Raw genomic sequence first — 15,711 nt, 5'->3', positions numbered from 1 at the left:
ACAAAAATTGTTTTATGAGAAAAACATTAGAGTAAAGAACAGCGTTCTCTACTGTAAATTCCAGTGGTAATCCAAACGTTCAAAGGTCCCGCATCTGCGGGACCTTCCTGGTATACAGCAAAGAAAAATATCCCTACTTTGCTGGATATTATGCCTGAAAATCGTCTGGCCATTGATTATGCTGATGCAAATGGGGCGTTGGATCCTGAAGATGATCCGGAAAACTTCTCTCTGAACGACCTCTATGTTCAGGTGCGTATGATTTGGACTGACAAGAATGGCGTTTCTGACTACAGTGAATGGTCTAATCCGTTGCTGTTGTCTAAGTGCAGCGCCCAATAGTTGTTGGTTTGAATTAAAAAGGCTTTCCGCAATTTCGCGGGGAGCCCTTTTTCGTTCTTATATTATTTTTGTGGAATCCTAGGAAGGAATGTATTATGCGTCAAGGTTTTACACTTATTGAGTTGATGATCGTGGTAGTGGCTGGTTGAATGGCGGAAAGAATGGCTGGGAAAAAGATCCTGCAAGGAGTGGTTGCCTTTCCTTGCGTAGAGTCTAAATAACTGTCATTAGGGCTCTGCGAATCTTTTAAAAGTATGCGTTTCAAAAGTTCAGTTTCCTTGGAAACTGGACTTTTTTCATAAAATCTTATAAAAATGTATATGTTGCCCCACATCCCGAATTTTTATATACATTGCGAGTATGCAACCCCAGGCTTTAAGACTTTCTGAGATTACCATTTCTAATCTGCGTTCTATCCAGAAGCAGAGGTTTCCTCTTAGTGGTTTCACGGCTCTGATTGGCTATAATAATGCGGGTAAGACCAACATCCTGATGGGGATTCGTTGGCTGTTGGCCCATTTTTCTTTGGATATTTCTTACTTTGACGACCCGAATATTCCTGTAGAGGTGGAGGGTGTCTTTGATGGTATTTCTGAACAGGTGCTGGCCCGCCTTGGTGAAGATCTTTCTGCGGAAATCAAGCCGTTCCTGGTGAATGCTGGCCCCAATATGGGACAGTTGCGGGTAAAAAAGGTGCAGCGGGTTCCTGGTGGCAATTCAGAATCCATGGAATTTTTCGCGTTTGTGCCTTCTAACAAGCGGAATGGAGCCTATAAGCGGGAATGGACCCGAGTAAATGATAGTTTTATGGCGGCCTTTAGCCGTATGTTCCCGGAATCCATCGCCATTTGGGATTTTGAAGGCAACCAGGCCTTCGTGAAGTTGCTCCACGAAATTTTTAGACCGCTGGAACGTCGATTCGGTGGCGAAATCAACATGCTGCTGAACAAGTTTAACGACTTGCTTTCTCCCGATAGCGAGAATCGGGCCGAAGAAATCGGCGCTTTCGATCGCGATGTCAATGAAAAGCTCCGTCCGTTGTTCCCCAGCGTGAAGGTGGAACTGGATATTCCTGTGCCGACCATGGAAACCTTCCTGAAGAGGGCTAGCCTGAAGGTCATGGATGAGGATGACGGTTTCGAGCGAGATATAAGCCGCATGGGGGCGGGGTCCCAGCGCGCTATCCAGATGGCCCTGATCCGCTATCTGGCTGATATCAAGAAGCATCATAACAACCATTATCTGAGTCGTACCTTACTGCTGATTGACTCTCCGGAATTGTATCTGCACCCTCAGGCGGTGGAACTTGTCCGCGTGGCCCTCAAGAATCTTTCTAACGAGGGGTACCAGGTGGTTTTTGCCACCCACAGCGCCCAGATGGTGACCAGCGAAGATGTAAGCACGTCCCTTTTGATTCGCAAGAACAAGGAACGTGGCACCTTTATGCGTAAGCGCATGGAAGATGCGGTACACCAGGTGGTTCAGGATGCGCCCAGCCAGCTACAGATGTTGTTCAGTCTTTCTAATAGTAATGAACTTTTGTTCGCTGACTATGTACTGCTAACCGAAGGTAAGACAGAACTGAGGGTTCTGCCCGCCTTGTTTGAACGTATTACGGGGCAGAGCTTTGCCTTAATCAAGTGCGCCCTGGTTCGTCAGGGTGGAGTTAGCAATACCCGCAAGAGTATGCAGGTCCTCGGGGCCATGGATATGCCTGTTCGCGCTATTGTGGACTTGGATTACGCCTTTACTACGGCTACCCATGATGGCTTCCTGGATTACAACGATCCTGATATCAAGTATTGTCAGAACTTGTTCCGAGAGCTGGCCTTCCAGCACCATTTACGCTTGGTGAATGGTTTGCCGGTGAGCAAGCATAGCAATACCACGGCGGCTCAGGCTTACGCCATGATGGCGGCCATGCCCGAGGCCGAAATGGCAATCCGCAGCATTCATGCCAAGCTTCGCAGTCAGGGAATCTGGGTGTGGACCCGCGGTGCCATCGAAGAACATTTAGGACTTGAAGCCAAGAGCGAAACCGCCTGGAGCAAGTTCATTGAACGGAGTAAATCACAGAATTTTGTAAAAACCCTGCCAGATTATGCCAGTATCGAGGAACTTTGCCGCTGGATTATCGCAGGAAGTCATGGACAATACTAATAGTTTGGTATATTTATATCGGATGATGAGTGTGGGTTTTGCAAGATCGTATTTTGCGACGTTTGGTGTCGCGCTGGCTGGATTCCTGGCCGGAGTGGTGGGGTGTTCTAACGATACCTCTGTGGCGGGAAACAGCGCTGAAACGGGTTCGCCGGAGTTGGCTTCTATCGAGGGCCGACTTTACCTGGGCGAGGGCGTGGCTTCTATGGCCCGCGTCAGTATCGTTCCTAAAGATTTCAATGTGTTTGACGATTCAGTCGGTATCTTTGGCGAAACCGACGAAAGAGGCTCCTATCGTTTGACCGGAGTTGCTGCTGGTACTTATTCCCTTGAAGCGGTTGCGGTGTCTGGCGAACGTTTGCTGGTCCAGGATGTTGTGGTCTCGGATCATGATTCCGTGGTCATTCAGGACGATACCCTTAAGGTTCCGGGCTATGCGATGCTGAAGTCGGAAATGGCTGATGGGGCCGAGGGCGTGATAACCGCAGTGGGAACCACGATTTATCGTGAAGTTTCTGTTTCTGGTGGAATGATCCTTGTGGACTCCCTGCCGGCGGGTGAACTTGATTTGAGATTGTCGCTGGGCGGGAACGTGGAACTGTATAAGAACCTTAAGGTTACTCCCCAGGATACAGCAAAGGTGGGCTTTGATGCGGAGCCGGTTGCTACGGTGGATACCGTGGTGATGCGTTTTGTGGCCCCGTTGGCGGCCCCTAAGGGGAGTGTGGATTCCCTGATGGGCTTTGTCAGCGATATTCCGCTGGCCTTACGCCTGACTCCTGAAAACTGCAACTTTGATACTCTTGCGGGAATGGATGGCCGCTGGGAAGTTCGCCGTATTAATGCAGGTGGGGCGGCCAGTAAGAAACTGCCCATTACCTCGGGCTATTTCGATTCCCTGGCCCAGGAGGCGGTATTCTGGGTGAACGTGGATTCCCTGAATCTGGAAGATTCCCTGGAACTGGTCTTTAATAATGCCCTGACTTCCGGCTTTGCGCTGGATGTGTTCCCCACCAATAGGGCCTATAACATGGTATGGCATTTTGATGATGGTATCGCTCCCATAACGGACTGGGCAGAAAAGCAGAACTTCCCCGGTACTGCCTTTAAGGTTTCTTTGGTGGACGGGGTTGTGGGTAGCGGTGTCAAGATGTCAGCGACAAGCGCCCTGGTAGCGGATCATTCTGCAGAGGCGGATTCCTCTTTGCATGGGGACCTGGTGTTCGGTACCGAAGATGTCTTCAGTTTCTCTCTCTGGATTCGATTGGATAATCTGGGCGAAGAACAGCTGATTTTTGAAAAGGCTGGCGAATATGAACTGCGTTACGTTCCGGATTCCGGATTCGTGGTGAATTTTTACCACTTGGCCTCTGGGGTGGTTTCGGATGATGTTGCGGATACCGCCAGCTATAAATTGAGCTGGACGTCGGGTTCCGAAGGGCTGAAGGCGGCTTCGTGGGTCTATGTGGCTTTTAGCAAGCTTTCTATGGATGGGTTGGGCAATGGAATCAGCTGCCTGTTTGTGAATTCTTCAAAGGTCGAGAAGCCGGTCTTGTCTGATTGGGATGGCGTTCGTGGCGAGGCTGCTGATTTTAGGATTGGCGGTTTTGCCGGTGCCATAGACGAAGTTTTCGTTGGCGGGAGTTATCGTGAGAATTCCTGGACTTACATGACTTACCTGAATCAGAAACCTTCTGATTACTGGCCGGTTTTAGTGGCGAAATTCTAATTTTCTTTAAAAATTTGCGTTTTAGGGCGGAACTTTTCCGCCCTTTTTGCGTACACGAATAAATTAACGATTCTTTTGTGGTGTAAATAGGGTGAAAAATGGTCTTTTGGGTGGGCTCCCCAGCTCCAAGTTTTGTATTTTTGGACGGAAAAATTTGAAAATTCTATTTAGGTAGGTTCATTCTGCGTACCCGTTTGCTGTTTTTAGTGATGTTTGTTGTGGGTCTGGCTCAGGCCCAGCTGTTGGACATGTCCGAAATGTCCGAGAGCTATATGGTGGAAAATAAGATCCACAAGGTGAAGGTGGAAGGTACCGTCCATATGGACGAACGTTCCGTGCTGAGTCGAATTGGTATTCGTGATGGCCAGAGTTATTCTCCTACGGGTCTTACCGAAAAGGTGCAGTCCTCGGTGACTTCTCTGTACGAGTCTGGTCTTTTTGACGATGTGACTGCCTGGATTGACTATGTGGGTGATGGTTCCGATGTGGACTTGATTTTCAAGATTAAGGAACTTCCTGCCTTGGATACCGCTGTTCTGGACGGCTGTGATGAAGTTTCCGAAGAAGATCTGCGCCTGAAGATTCGTCTGATTCCGGGCCAGGTTTATAGCAAGAGCCAGCTGGAACGTGACCGCCAGGCTATTTTGGAATACTACCGTTCCGAAGGTTATTTGCTGGCCGAAGTGGGCTATCGTGAAACTCCTGTAGATGAGAACAAGAATTTGGTGACCTTCATTGTCCGTGAAGGCGGCAAGGTGAAGGTTCGTGATTTCGATATCCAGGGTAACGACAATGTGCCCCGCGAAGATATTCTGGAACATATGCTGACCAAGCAGGACCAGTGGTGGGGCGGCGGCGAATTCAAGGAAAACGTGTTCGAAGCCGACCGCGATACGGTGTTGAACGCCATCCGCCATTTCGGTTTCCTGGATGCTGAACTGACTGAATATAGCGCTGAATATCTGCCGGACTCCTCCTGCCTGTTCTATCTGGGACGTATGGTTCCCCTGGGAGACAAGCTGGAACCGCTGTACAATCAGCTGAATCTGGCTCTCGGTGATACCGCCACCGCTTTCTACAAGATGGCTGGCAAGCCCACTATGCAGGTAACTCACCTGTTCCGCAATCATCGTGCCGTGGGCGAGATGCCCTGGGTGACTAGACCGATGCCCAAGGTCAAGTCTGAAGAAGACGCCTGGAAGTACCTGAACGACATTATCCGCTACGAAGATGCCCGCAAGGAATGGCTTGATATTGTAAAGGGCCGTAAGTGGAACAACCCGAAGATTGACTCCCTGTTGAAGATCAAGAAGATGAGTGCTTACGAGCAGAAGCTTGTGGTGCGCTATATGATCGAAGACATGTTCTCTGCCTTGAACAAGTATGATAACATCAAGACTTCCAGCTCGATCCTCATTCACATTCATATGATCGAAGGTCGTCGCTACTACATGGGTGGCCTCCACTTCTCCGGTAACGAAGTGCTGAACGACAATATGCTGAAGTATGCTTATCGTCTTGATAGTGGCGAAGTGTTTGACCAGTACAAGTATGACGCTTCCCGCAAGGCTCTGCTTGATGCCTACCGTGAAGACGGCTACCTGTTTGCAACTTACGAAGAAGAACGTACTTTCACTAACGATTCCATTGTGAACCTGTCTTACAAGATGACCGAAGGTCTGCCTGCCCAGATCCACAAGGTGCACATCCATGGCAATACCAAGACTAACGAAAAGGTGATTCGTCGTGAAGTTCGCCTGTATCCGGGCGATACTTACCGCCAGTCCCTGCTGGAACGTTCCTTCCGTGAAATCATGCAGCTGAACTACTTCGACATGGTTCTGCCCGACATTAAGGTGGTGGGCGACCAGGAAGTGGATCTTGACTTTACCGTTCAGGAAAAGGAAGCGGGTACCGGTCAGTTCAGCCTGGGTGTTTCCTATAGCGAAAGCGATGGTCTTGTGGGTACTGCCAGCGTGTCTATTCCCAACTGCTGTATGGGTGATGGTCAGGCCGCTAGCTTCAGCGTTGAATATGGTGCCGACAAGAAGAGTGCTTCTATCAGCTTCCAGGAACCTTGGTTCCTTGATAAGCCCATTACCCTGGGTGCCAGCTTGAGCTACTCCTGGTGGAATATGGAAGATTATGACGACCCGGACATTACCCGTTATGGCGGAAGCGTCTATGTGGGTAAGCGTCTGAAGTGGCCCGATGACTACTTCTATGGTCAGATTGGTTATAGCTGGCTCATGAACAAGCAGGGCCGAAATATCGATGACAGCTATGTGGTTTACTCCGGTGTTGAATCTGCAATCAACTTCCGCCTGCTCCGCGACGACAAGAACCTGCCGCAGTTCCCCACAGACGGCTCTCGCTATGTGCTGGATGTGCAGTGGGCTGATGGCGCTATCTTCAGTGACTTCGACTTCGTGAAGACCGAGCTGACTGTTAAGTGGTGGTTCCCGCTGTTCCGCGATCGCTTGAGCATTGCTCTCACGAACCAGTATGGTGTGATTTTCGGTGACCAGTTGCAGTATCGTACCTTGTACACCATGGGCGGTGTCATGGGCTACGAAGGATGCATGCGCGGTTATAGTTCCGGTTCTCTTGGCTACCGCCGTCTGGGCCGCAGCTACCAGTATGTTGGTGCGGAACTTCAGTTGGGCCTTGTGCCTCAGACCTTCTACCTGTTGCCCTTCTTCTTTGATGCCGGTAACGTATTCGGTGAGCGTTATAATCCCAAGACCAAGGTTGAAAAGCCCAGCCACAACCCGCTTAGCGAATGGGATCCCACTAGCTTGAAGAAGGATATCGGCTTTGGTTTCCGCGTTGTTGTGCCTATGCTTGGTATTATCGGCTTCGACTTCGCATGGCCTCTGGATGTGGGTGAAACCTACAGCGGTTTCCAGCGTAGTGCTGTTGGCGACATGGAATTCAACTTCGTGATTGGCCAGGGCTTCTAAGGAGGAATTATGGTTAAGAAACTTCTGATCGTTTTGATGATTGCCTTGTTCGGTGCGACCTCCGGTTTCGCCGAAGATGGTCTGCGTATTGCTCATGTGGATTCCAAGCTGATTTTTGACGGTTATAAGGGCACGAAGAAGGCTCAGGAAGAATATGACCGCCAGGTGGCAAAATGGGAACAGCAGGGTAACCTGCTCCAGAAGGAACTTTCTGCCATTAAGGAAAAACTGGACAAGCAGGTTCTGATGCTTTCTGATGAAAAGAAGCGCGAACTGGAAGCGGAATACGCCAAGAAGGATACGGAACTGAAGAACTTCATGGACCGCGTCTATGGCCGTAAGGGAGAACTGATTTCTGAAAACGAAAAAATCAGCGGCCCCATTATTCAGCTGATCCGTAAGGCCGTCACTGAAATTGCCTTGCAGGAAGGTTACGACATGGTGGTGGATCGTGCTACCGGCGCAGTGCTTTTCTGGAAGAAGGAAAACGACCTGACCAATAAGGTACTGGACTATTTGAACAATAGATAATTGGTCATCACAAGTCGGGCTGAACTTGTTTTGGCGCCGATTAAAAGTTATCTTAATGCCGCGGGGTTGCCTGCGGTATTTTTATTTGGAGCGAATATGAAACGTAGAGTTTGGATGTTGATTGCAATGCTTTTCACGGCAATGAATTTTGTTGCCTGCGGAGACGATAGCAGTTCACCTAGTGAATCTTCTGGAACGGATCAGGGAAATCCTGTGCCGGGCACTGACACTCTGGTGTTGCCGGATACGGTAATGACGCTGGATTCCCTGGCAAATGAATACAAGTGTCGTGTATCGTACAAGTGCGCCCATGTTTATCTTGTAGAAATGGATCATGTGATGGAATGCGATGGGGAAGATTGGGTTTATCTCAGCGACTATCAGCCTTCTGTTTGTGAAGATTCTGCAGAGCCGTCTTCGAGTTCCGATGCTTTGGCAGAAAGCTCCAGTGATGTCATTGATGAAAGCCCGTCTTCTTCTAGCGAGAGCTCGGAGTCTATTTTTGAACCTGCGACAGATTGCTATGAAGGTGGTGCGCAGATTACCATCAGCAATATTGAAAACCTGAATATGCAGTGTGCTAGTTCTACGGAAGGCTGGACGGTCTATGATAAAGACCATTGGACGCTTTACACATGTACTGCCGGCAACTGGGTTGAAGAAGAAGCGATTCCCTGCGTAATGGACTAGATGAATTTTTTATATTTAAGTAGTAAATAAAAACGCTCATACCTCAAAGGGAGCGTAGCGACCGACCTCACACCTCAAAGCGAAGCGAGCTCATTATGGCCGAAAATAAAGCAGAAAAGTTTGTATTCTACATGTACAAGATGTGCAAGTCTTACCCCAACAAGGAAGTCTTGAAGGACATCTCCCTTAGCTTCTACTATGGCGCTAAGATTGGTATTATCGGTCAGAATGGTGCCGGTAAGTCTACGCTTCTGCGTATTATGGCTGGTATCGATAAGGAATTCCAGGGCGAAGCTTGGATTGAACCGGGTCGTACCGCTGGCTACCTGCCTCAGGAACCTCAGCTGGATCCGAACCTGACCGTCAAGGAAAACGTGATGCAGGCTGTGGCCAAGAAACAGGCTATTCTTGACCGCTTCAACGAAATCTCCATGAAGTTTGCAGAACCCATGGAAGATGATGAAATGAACAAGCTCCTGGACGAACAGGCCAAGCTTCAGGACATCATTGACGCTCAGGATTTGTGGAGCCTGGACCGCAATATTGAAATTGCTATGGACGCCCTCCGTTGCCCGCCGGGTGACTGGCCGGTGACCAACCTTTCCGGTGGTGAAAAGCGCCGCGTGGCTCTGTGCCGCCTGCTCTTGGAAGAACCGGACCTGTTGCTCTTGGATGAACCTACCAACCACTTGGATGCAGAAACTGTTGCATGGTTGGAACGTCACCTACGTGAATACAAGGGATCCGTCATTCTCGTGACCCATGACCGTTACTTCCTGGATAACGTGACCAACTGGATTCTTGAAATCGACCGCGGTCGCGGCATTCCTTGGGAAGGCAATTACGCCCAGTGGCTGGACCAGAAGCTGGAACGTATGCGCGGTGAAGAAAAGGGCGAATCTGACCGTCAGAAGCGCCTGGCTCGCGAACAGGAATGGGTCAAGCAGAGTCCCAAGGCTCGCCAGGCCAAGAACAAGGCTCGTCTTAAGGCTTACGAAGAACTCCTGGCTGAAGATTCCAGAGAGAAGATCAACGTGGCTCAGATTCACATTGCCAACGGCAACCGTCTGGGTGACATCGTTATTCAGGCCGAACATTTGCAGAAGGCCTTTGGCGAAAAGGTGCTTTTCGACGATATGAACTTCAGCCTGCCCCGCTCCGGTATTGTGGGCATTATCGGCCCCAACGGTGCTGGTAAGACCACGCTCTTCAAGATGATCACCGGAACCGAAAAGCCGGATGCTGGTACCTTGAAGATTGGCGAGACCGTGCAGATCATCAGTATGGAACAGGGCCGCGATTCCCTGGACGATTCCAAGACTGTGTGGGAAACCATTACTGGCGGCAATGACGAAATTATGGTGGGCGACCGCAAGATGAATGGCCGTGCCTACTGTGGTTTGTTCAATTTCACTGGCGCTGCCCAGCAGAAGAAGCTTTCCACCCTTTCCGGTGGTGAACGTAACCGCGTGCTTATGGCCAAGAACCTGCAGCAGCCGGGTAACCTGTTGTTCCTTGACGAACCGACCAACGACTTGGATATCGAAACCCTCCAGGCTCTGGAACAGGCAATCCTCAAGTTCGCAGGCTGCGCCGTGATCATCTCCCATGACCGCTGGTTCCTGGACCGTATCGCTACCCACATTCTCGCTTACGAAGGTGATTCCAATGTGGTCTGGTTCGAAGGTAACTGGAGCGAATACGAAGCCGATCGCCGCAAGCGTCTTGGCGAAGATGCCGAAAACCCCAAGCCCATCAAGTACAAGACTCTGACACGAAACTAGTTTCCTTTGGAAACTTGTTTCGTGAATTACGATTTACGAGTTATGAATTATGAGAAAGTTGCGGAATGTTGTATTTCGTACTTTGTAATTCATAATTCGTAATTAAATTGCGTAGCAATTTGCATGATTCTTCACGTTCTAAAGCATGAACTGCGGTTGGTTTTCCGGGAGCCCCGCTTCTGGATTCCTTTTGTGATTCCTCCGGTGCTGTTGGCGGCGTCCCAGGGGATTGCCGTTTCTCGCTATGGCGGGCAGATTATGCAGGGCATGGACGGCTACATGATGCTGTTGCTTGGTTGCCTCATGGCGACTATGGGTGCGCCTCTTGCTGCCGATAGCTTTGCTGGCGAACGTGAAAGAAATTCCCTGGAACTGTTGCAGCTTTCTCCAGTGAAGCCTGCGGAATTGTTTTGGGGTAAGCTGCTCGCCGTGTTACCATTCCCGTTGATGTTTTCGTTGATTTGCCAGCTAGTGTATTGGGGCGCGCACTCTGATGTTGTGAACGGTGAGGTGGCGGTTGCTGCGATTCTTGGTTCTATGTCAGCTTGTCTTTTAGTGAATGCCTTTTCCTTGTTGCTTTCTCTTAAGGCGAAAACTGTTCGCGCAGCCACTCAGGGGACGCTGTTCTTTATTATTCCGCTTTTGCTTTTGGTGCAGCTCGGTTATCAGACTTTCTTGCGGGATATGATGATGCCTGTGGTGGCGCTTGGTTTCTCGTTAGCGGTTTGTGTTGCCGCTACTGTTGTGGGAATGCGGAAGTTCATTAGTTTGTAAAAGGTAAAAAAAGTTGCGAATGAAATTTTGGATCGTATTCGTTTTGCTCATGATTGTGTCTATGGCCTATGCCGAAGATAGCGAAAAGAAGGATGGGACCGACGAAAATGGCACCGTGATGCTTGTCCAGGGAAAAGTCAAGAACGGTGGGGCAACCTATAGGGTGTCTACAGAGGATGGTACGATTCTCGCCGATAGCGCCAGGGTGAAACCGGGGACGGTTCTTTATGTGGATGTAGACGTTAAGCGAGATGATGAAGGTGTTTTTATGCTTGACGCCGCCTATCTTGCCGTGAATGCCTATCACACGCCGAAGTACTACATAAACGGTCGCATGACTGAAATTGAGAAGGGTAAGCGTTATAAATTTACCATGAGTGAATGGAATGCTGATGTAAGTTTAAGCATTTTCCCGCTTTATACCATTAAGGTCTATGTAGAGGGCAACGGCTCTGTAACGATTAAGAATACCGTACGAGATACCTATAAAGGTGAAAACTATTATGTTTCTGCCAATGTCGTTTTCTTGGTGGATGCGGATGAAGGCTACTACCTGTCGTCTGTAAATATGAGAAACTGGAATAAGAAACCTTATGCTACATCAATTAATCAGGCTAACGAAATTACCGAATTTAGTTATGATGGACAGGGGCATGCCTATGAAGTGGATGCCGTGTTTAAGAAAATCGACACCTCCCTTAGCGAAGATCTTGGCGAACATTGCAAAACCAGTGGTCTTCCGGCTACGGCAGAATCTGCAGACCGTGTGAAGTTTACCGTTCATTGCGATGAAGGATATTTCTTGAGCAAAGTTTATCAGGAATGTGGAGACAAAAACGATAAATCCTGCTATAAGGATATTTCTGCAGATAAGAATGGCATTTATTCGATGACGAAGGGCAACTCCGCATCTGTCGTAAAGGGTAAACTTCAATATAAAGTAACCTTTGAAGATGAGGGGGAATCCTATGTGGATTATTATACTTCCAACGAAGGGTTCTATGACTCGGGAATTAATTATACCATAAAGGCTAAACACCTTTCTTCGGAAGTTATCAAGTCTATCAGTTATAGTTATTATGACGGCGCTGACTCTGTTAAGGGTGAGTTGAAACTTCTTTCCTGTTCTGCCAATAAGGATTGCACTAGCGGTACTTTCAAGATGCCGGCGGCACCTGTTGTATTTAAGGTGACTCGTGGTCTGGTCAATTATGGTGTTGGCAATGAACTTGATGGAATTTGCGTGGCCAAGGGATTGCCTGATTCTGCCAATGCTGGCGATAAGGTTAAGTTTAATGTCGTGTGCGAAGCCGGTTATGCTTTAGCGGAATTGCCTGTGTTCGGTGAAGAGGGTTCTTCTGATCTTTCGTCCGTTGATTCTGCTGGCGGTGAGTATAGCTTTACCATGCCTGCTTCTAATGTGGTTTTGTCTGGGGGACAGTTAAAGTATGCGGTGATTCTGGAGGATACTAGTTCCTCTTTCGTGGTGTACCCAGATGCTGATATGGACGGGGATTCCGTTTATGCGGATTATGCCTTGCCTGGAGACGCCGTTCGAATTTATGTAGGAGAGGAAGTGGGCTCCGATATAGGTGAAGTTATGTTCAGCTATAAAAATGGAGATGAAAATCAGGAGATGAAACTCAAACTATTGAGTTGTGATGATGATGGCTGCTGGTCTGAAATTTTCTTGATGCCGTCGGTTCCTGTTTCTGTTAGCGTTGAACGTAAGAAACGTGAATATGCCGTGGCTAAAAACAACGATGAACACTGCTCTGTGGAAGGTCTGTCTGCAAAGCTTTTCTATGGAGGTGCCGCTGAATTTACGGTAACCTGTGATGAAGGTTTCGAGGCTGCCGTGTCTTTGGTGTGTGAAGATGGAAAGACTTGTCCGGTTCTTTCTGAAAAGGATGGGGTGTACGGCTTTGTACAGTCTTTAGAGACGGTGCTCATTTCTGTTGAGTCTTCTGAAATTCCTGCAAAGGATCCTGTGAAGGACCCGGCGGACGATCCCGAGGATGATGATTCTGGGAATGGTGATTCCGAAACGACGGTTGTGAAAAATCATTTGCAAAATGCATTGCGAATTTCCGTTGTTGATCGATCTGTTATGATTAGCGGTTTGAAGCCCGGTTCTTCTGTTGCCGTTTTCGATATGCAGGGTAGGGTTATCAGAAATGTTACCGCCGACAGAAATGCGATGCTGCTGGATCTGCCCCGACCTGGTCGCTATTTGCTGAAGTCAGGGACTGCACATAAGGTGATTAATGTGCGCTAAGTAGCCTATATGGCTCTTTAGAACTCTAGATGTTTTCGAACAAGTCCGGCTGAATGTCGGGCTTTTTCTTTATCCAGCTGATTTGTCTTGCCGGGTGGACGATTTCGCCGGGCTTAACGTTACCGATAATCAGCGGTGAATTCGGATCGTGCATGTTGTGCTTGCTTAGCACTTGATCCTTGCCGTAGTTGGCGTAACAATATTTGCAAAGGTGCGGGCAGTTGCTGTAATTGCCGATGTCTCCGCCTACCACGCAGGCGGAACATTCCTCGCGGGCAAATTTCTTCTTTGGCGGCACGAAGGTAAGACCTTTTTCTTTAAGGCCTAAGGCTTTCTCAAAAAAATCTGGAGTGGAACATCCGCTGCAATCTGCTCCGAATTCTGCCAGGGCGGAACTTTCCACGCATGTCTTTATGTTTATGCCGTGCAGGCGACCGATTTCCACAAAGGCTTTGGTGAGGGTAATTTGATCTTCCCAGGAAACTTCTTTAAGGTCAGGGAAGTTCCTGGTGACGCAATTGAAAATGTCCACGAAGCTGATGATGCAGGTGTGGGTGTAGCCTTCTAGCAGAGCGGCCATCACCTCGAAGGATTTGATGTGCTGCTCCACGGTGTAACGTTCTGTAATGCAGATGGGGTCATAACGCCACTGTACTGCATCCTGGCCGCCATTATGGGTGTTAACCAAGTCCGACAACTTCTTGAATTGTTCCACGATCAATCGCTTGTCGGGAACGTTGGGCTCGATGTCCTTGCCGTAGGGTGTGAGGGTGATATGCCATGCCCAGCGGAAATCTTTGATTTCGTCAAGATGGGGAAGGAGCGGGGTTGGATTCTTGGTGCAGAAGAAAATACAGTCAACTACACTTGGGTCCAGCTGGTATCGGGTAATGTAATCCTGATTGTAAGGGTTGCGTACCAGGACGAAACCTTCTCGAATCCGATTCAGAAACCATTTGGAGTAAAAGGCGGGAAGATCCGTGCGGATGCTGGCTGAAATGATCATGGGGATAGAATGCTGCGGAACTGTTCCGTACAGAAAGCCTCGTTCTGGTAGAAGTTATCTGTCAGGATTTCCATGATTTCTTCGGAGTATTCTGTCTGCTTGCTCAAAAGCTTTACCGCATTGATTTTGCGGGTAAGATCTGCGGCGCCTTCAGGAACTTCGGCGGAAAGTTCCATTCCGAAATGTTGCAGGATAATCCAGAAGAAGATCGCGAACTGAACCTTGGTGATGGCGTCACCGTCAAAGAGGCTCTTGGCGTAATAGCGGAAAATCAGGTAGGCTACGATTTTTTCGCCGTCTTCTTCAGAAAATAAATCTTGAGACTGGTCCCAGCCTTTGCGGATCATTCGTTCAAAGGCTTTATCCCAGGCGGGTCCGAAACTTTCCCCTTCGCCAAGGATTTCGATCCAGGTTTGCTTGGTAGCGGCATCACTTAAGAGATCGGAATTTTCTTTATCGTTTGCGTTTGTATTTTCGACGTAATCCAAAATCTCTATGAGCCTCTGGTTCAGAGGCTTGCTTTTATTTGCCAGCAATTCAAAAATGTGTTCCCGTTCTGCGAAGATGGCGTCTCGGGCTTCTTCGGCGCCTTCGGGCATTTCGTCGGGTTCTTCGTCAATTTCACTTTTGACGAGATTTAGAACGTTGCTAGATTCTTCGACTTCGCACTTCGTGCTTCTACCCAAAGGGCATAACTCAACTTGAGAACTAAAGTTCTTAGTTTCGTATAGCTCAGAATGACAGATGGTGGAGTCGTCTTGTGAATCGCTGGTGAGTAATAGTCTAACGGCTTCTTCGCAGCAAAGGCCGACGCCCTTTTCCATGATGTCCCCGTAAACTTCCACAAAGCGGGGGTGCTCGCGGCAGATGTCGCAGAGAACGCTTTCGCCGGATTCATCTAAGTCGGATCCGTTGCACCCCAGTTTGCAGATCATTTCGCAAAGGCCGTTTTTCATAAGGAAGGGACAGCGGTCGCCGGGCTTTAAGATGAAATGCCCGTCCTGGATGTTTTCCATCAAAATTTTGGCGAAGGCGATTTTCTTTTCGTCCCTTTCGCATTTCGGGGATGTGTTTTCGGCGAGGTCCCTGTACTTGGAAAGGCTGATTTCGTCGACGTCGATTTCCCAGCCGACGCAGCAGGTGTCGGTGCATTTGTCGGCAAGGCAGCAAAACTTGTTGTAGAAAGACGGTACGCGCAGCAGCATATCCTGTGAAAACTCCCGAAAGAAAAACGTTTTTGTGGGGTGTAGTGGGGTGGTTTGTGGGTGGAAATATAGAAAAGTAGTGCTCTTGTGTGCATTTGTTTCTGGGCGGACCTGCTGCGGCGGTATGATTTCTGTAATAAAATCAGAGTGATTGAGATGGAGAAGTCGGACCTCGTGGGGAAGTGTGGTGAAGTCGGGGGTGTAAATGGCGTGTTTTTCCACTGAAATGGGGAAGTGTGGGGAGAAGTA

At 48.8% G+C, this 15,711-nt stretch carries 12 protein-coding genes; 10 read left to right on the top strand and 2 right to left on the bottom strand.

Annotated features, from left to right (window positions below):
* Window positions 1-150 precede the first annotated feature (150 nt).
* The 10 genes from B7992_RS00740 to B7992_RS00695 all read left to right on the top strand — a co-directional run bounded on the left by B7992_RS00740 (window position 151) and on the right by B7992_RS00695 (window position 13,251).
* Window positions 151-342 (top strand): hypothetical protein, encoded by a 192-nt coding sequence (locus tag B7992_RS00740; RefSeq protein WP_073235645.1) that lies wholly within the window; start codon window positions 151-153, stop codon window positions 340-342.
* Window positions 343-437: 95 nt separating this feature from the next.
* Window positions 438-491, top strand: coding sequence for a prepilin-type N-terminal cleavage/methylation domain-containing protein (locus B7992_RS17315; RefSeq protein ID WP_073157404.1), 54 nt, complete (start codon window positions 438-440; stop codon window positions 489-491).
* 211 nt (window positions 492-702) lie between these two features.
* On the top strand, window positions 703-2,502 hold the full coding sequence (locus B7992_RS00730; protein ID WP_073235649.1) for an ATP-dependent endonuclease: 1,800 nt from the start codon (window positions 703-705) through the stop codon (window positions 2,500-2,502).
* A 31-nt stretch (window positions 2,503-2,533) separates the two neighbouring features.
* Window positions 2,534-4,231: a LamG domain-containing protein gene (locus tag B7992_RS00725; RefSeq protein ID WP_254917568.1), complete on the top strand. Its 1,698-nt coding sequence runs from the start codon at window positions 2,534-2,536 to the stop codon at window positions 4,229-4,231.
* A 209-nt stretch (window positions 4,232-4,440) separates the two neighbouring features.
* Window positions 4,441-7,194: an outer membrane protein assembly factor gene (locus tag B7992_RS00720; protein ID WP_254917573.1), complete on the top strand. Its 2,754-nt coding sequence runs from the start codon at window positions 4,441-4,443 to the stop codon at window positions 7,192-7,194.
* 9 nt (window positions 7,195-7,203) lie between these two features.
* The gene (locus B7992_RS00715; protein ID WP_073157078.1) at window positions 7,204-7,725 is read left to right on the top strand and encodes an OmpH family outer membrane protein; all 522 of its coding nucleotides are present in this window, start codon (window positions 7,204-7,206) and stop codon (window positions 7,723-7,725) included.
* Window positions 7,726-7,821: 96 nt separating this feature from the next.
* Window positions 7,822-8,415, top strand: a complete 594-nt coding sequence (locus B7992_RS00710) for a hypothetical protein (protein ID WP_141100329.1) — start codon at window positions 7,822-7,824, stop codon at window positions 8,413-8,415.
* Window positions 8,416-8,510: 95 nt separating this feature from the next.
* Window positions 8,511-10,199, top strand: a complete 1,689-nt coding sequence (ettA, locus tag B7992_RS00705; protein WP_073157073.1) for an energy-dependent translational throttle protein EttA — start codon at window positions 8,511-8,513, stop codon at window positions 10,197-10,199.
* Between the two features lie 123 nt (window positions 10,200-10,322).
* The gene (locus B7992_RS00700) at window positions 10,323-10,973 is read left to right on the top strand and encodes an ABC transporter permease (protein WP_254917567.1); all 651 of its coding nucleotides are present in this window, start codon (window positions 10,323-10,325) and stop codon (window positions 10,971-10,973) included.
* Between the two features lie 19 nt (window positions 10,974-10,992).
* Window positions 10,993-13,251 (top strand): hypothetical protein, encoded by a 2,259-nt coding sequence (locus tag B7992_RS00695; protein WP_088665373.1) that lies wholly within the window; start codon window positions 10,993-10,995, stop codon window positions 13,249-13,251.
* A gap of 25 nt (window positions 13,252-13,276) precedes the next feature.
* On the opposite strand, the gene B7992_RS00690 is transcribed toward B7992_RS00695, so the two are convergent.
* Together B7992_RS00690 and fliB are read right to left on the bottom strand one after the other, a co-directional pair.
* Window positions 13,277-14,257: a DUF1848 domain-containing protein gene (locus B7992_RS00690; protein ID WP_088665372.1), complete on the bottom strand. Its 981-nt coding sequence runs from the start codon at window positions 14,255-14,257 to the stop codon at window positions 13,277-13,279.
* Window positions 14,254-15,462 (bottom strand): flagellin lysine-N-methylase, encoded by a 1,209-nt coding sequence (fliB, locus tag B7992_RS16495; RefSeq protein ID WP_176421810.1) that lies wholly within the window; start codon window positions 15,460-15,462, stop codon window positions 14,254-14,256. The genes B7992_RS00690 and fliB overlap by 4 nt, the downstream gene beginning before the upstream one ends.
* Window positions 15,463-15,711: the final 249 nt, after the last annotated feature.

Source organism: Fibrobacter sp. UWH1, assembly GCF_002210365.1.
GTDB lineage: Bacteria > Fibrobacterota > Fibrobacteria > Fibrobacterales > Fibrobacteraceae > Fibrobacter.
Note: the sequence above shows the minus strand (reverse complement) of the source record. Positions and strands in the feature narration are given on the sequence as shown.

What these genes read in the sequence shown, in the direction of transcription:
- B7992_RS00740 (WP_073235645.1), top strand. Translation starts at nt 151, where the DNA reads ATGCCTGAAAATCGTCTGGCCATTGATTATGCTGATGCAAATGGGGCG.
- B7992_RS00730 (WP_073235649.1), top strand. Translation starts at nt 703, where the DNA reads ATGCAACCCCAGGCTTTAAGACTTTCTGAGATTACCATTTCTAATCTG.
- B7992_RS00720 (WP_254917573.1), top strand. Translation starts at nt 4,441, where the DNA reads ATGTTTGTTGTGGGTCTGGCTCAGGCCCAGCTGTTGGACATGTCCGAA.
- B7992_RS00715 (WP_073157078.1), top strand. Translation starts at nt 7,204, where the DNA reads ATGGTTAAGAAACTTCTGATCGTTTTGATGATTGCCTTGTTCGGTGCG.
- B7992_RS00710 (WP_141100329.1), top strand. Translation starts at nt 7,822, where the DNA reads ATGAAACGTAGAGTTTGGATGTTGATTGCAATGCTTTTCACGGCAATG.
- ettA (WP_073157073.1), top strand. Translation starts at nt 8,511, where the DNA reads ATGGCCGAAAATAAAGCAGAAAAGTTTGTATTCTACATGTACAAGATG.
- B7992_RS00700 (WP_254917567.1), top strand. Translation starts at nt 10,323, where the DNA reads ATGATTCTTCACGTTCTAAAGCATGAACTGCGGTTGGTTTTCCGGGAG.
- B7992_RS00695 (WP_088665373.1), top strand. Translation starts at nt 10,993, where the DNA reads ATGAAATTTTGGATCGTATTCGTTTTGCTCATGATTGTGTCTATGGCC.
- B7992_RS00690 (WP_088665372.1), bottom strand. Translation starts at nt 14,257, where the DNA reads ATGATCATTTCAGCCAGCATCCGCACGGATCTTCCCGCCTTTTACTCC.
- fliB (WP_176421810.1), bottom strand. Translation starts at nt 15,462, where the DNA reads ATGCTGCTGCGCGTACCGTCTTTCTACAACAAGTTTTGCTGCCTTGCC.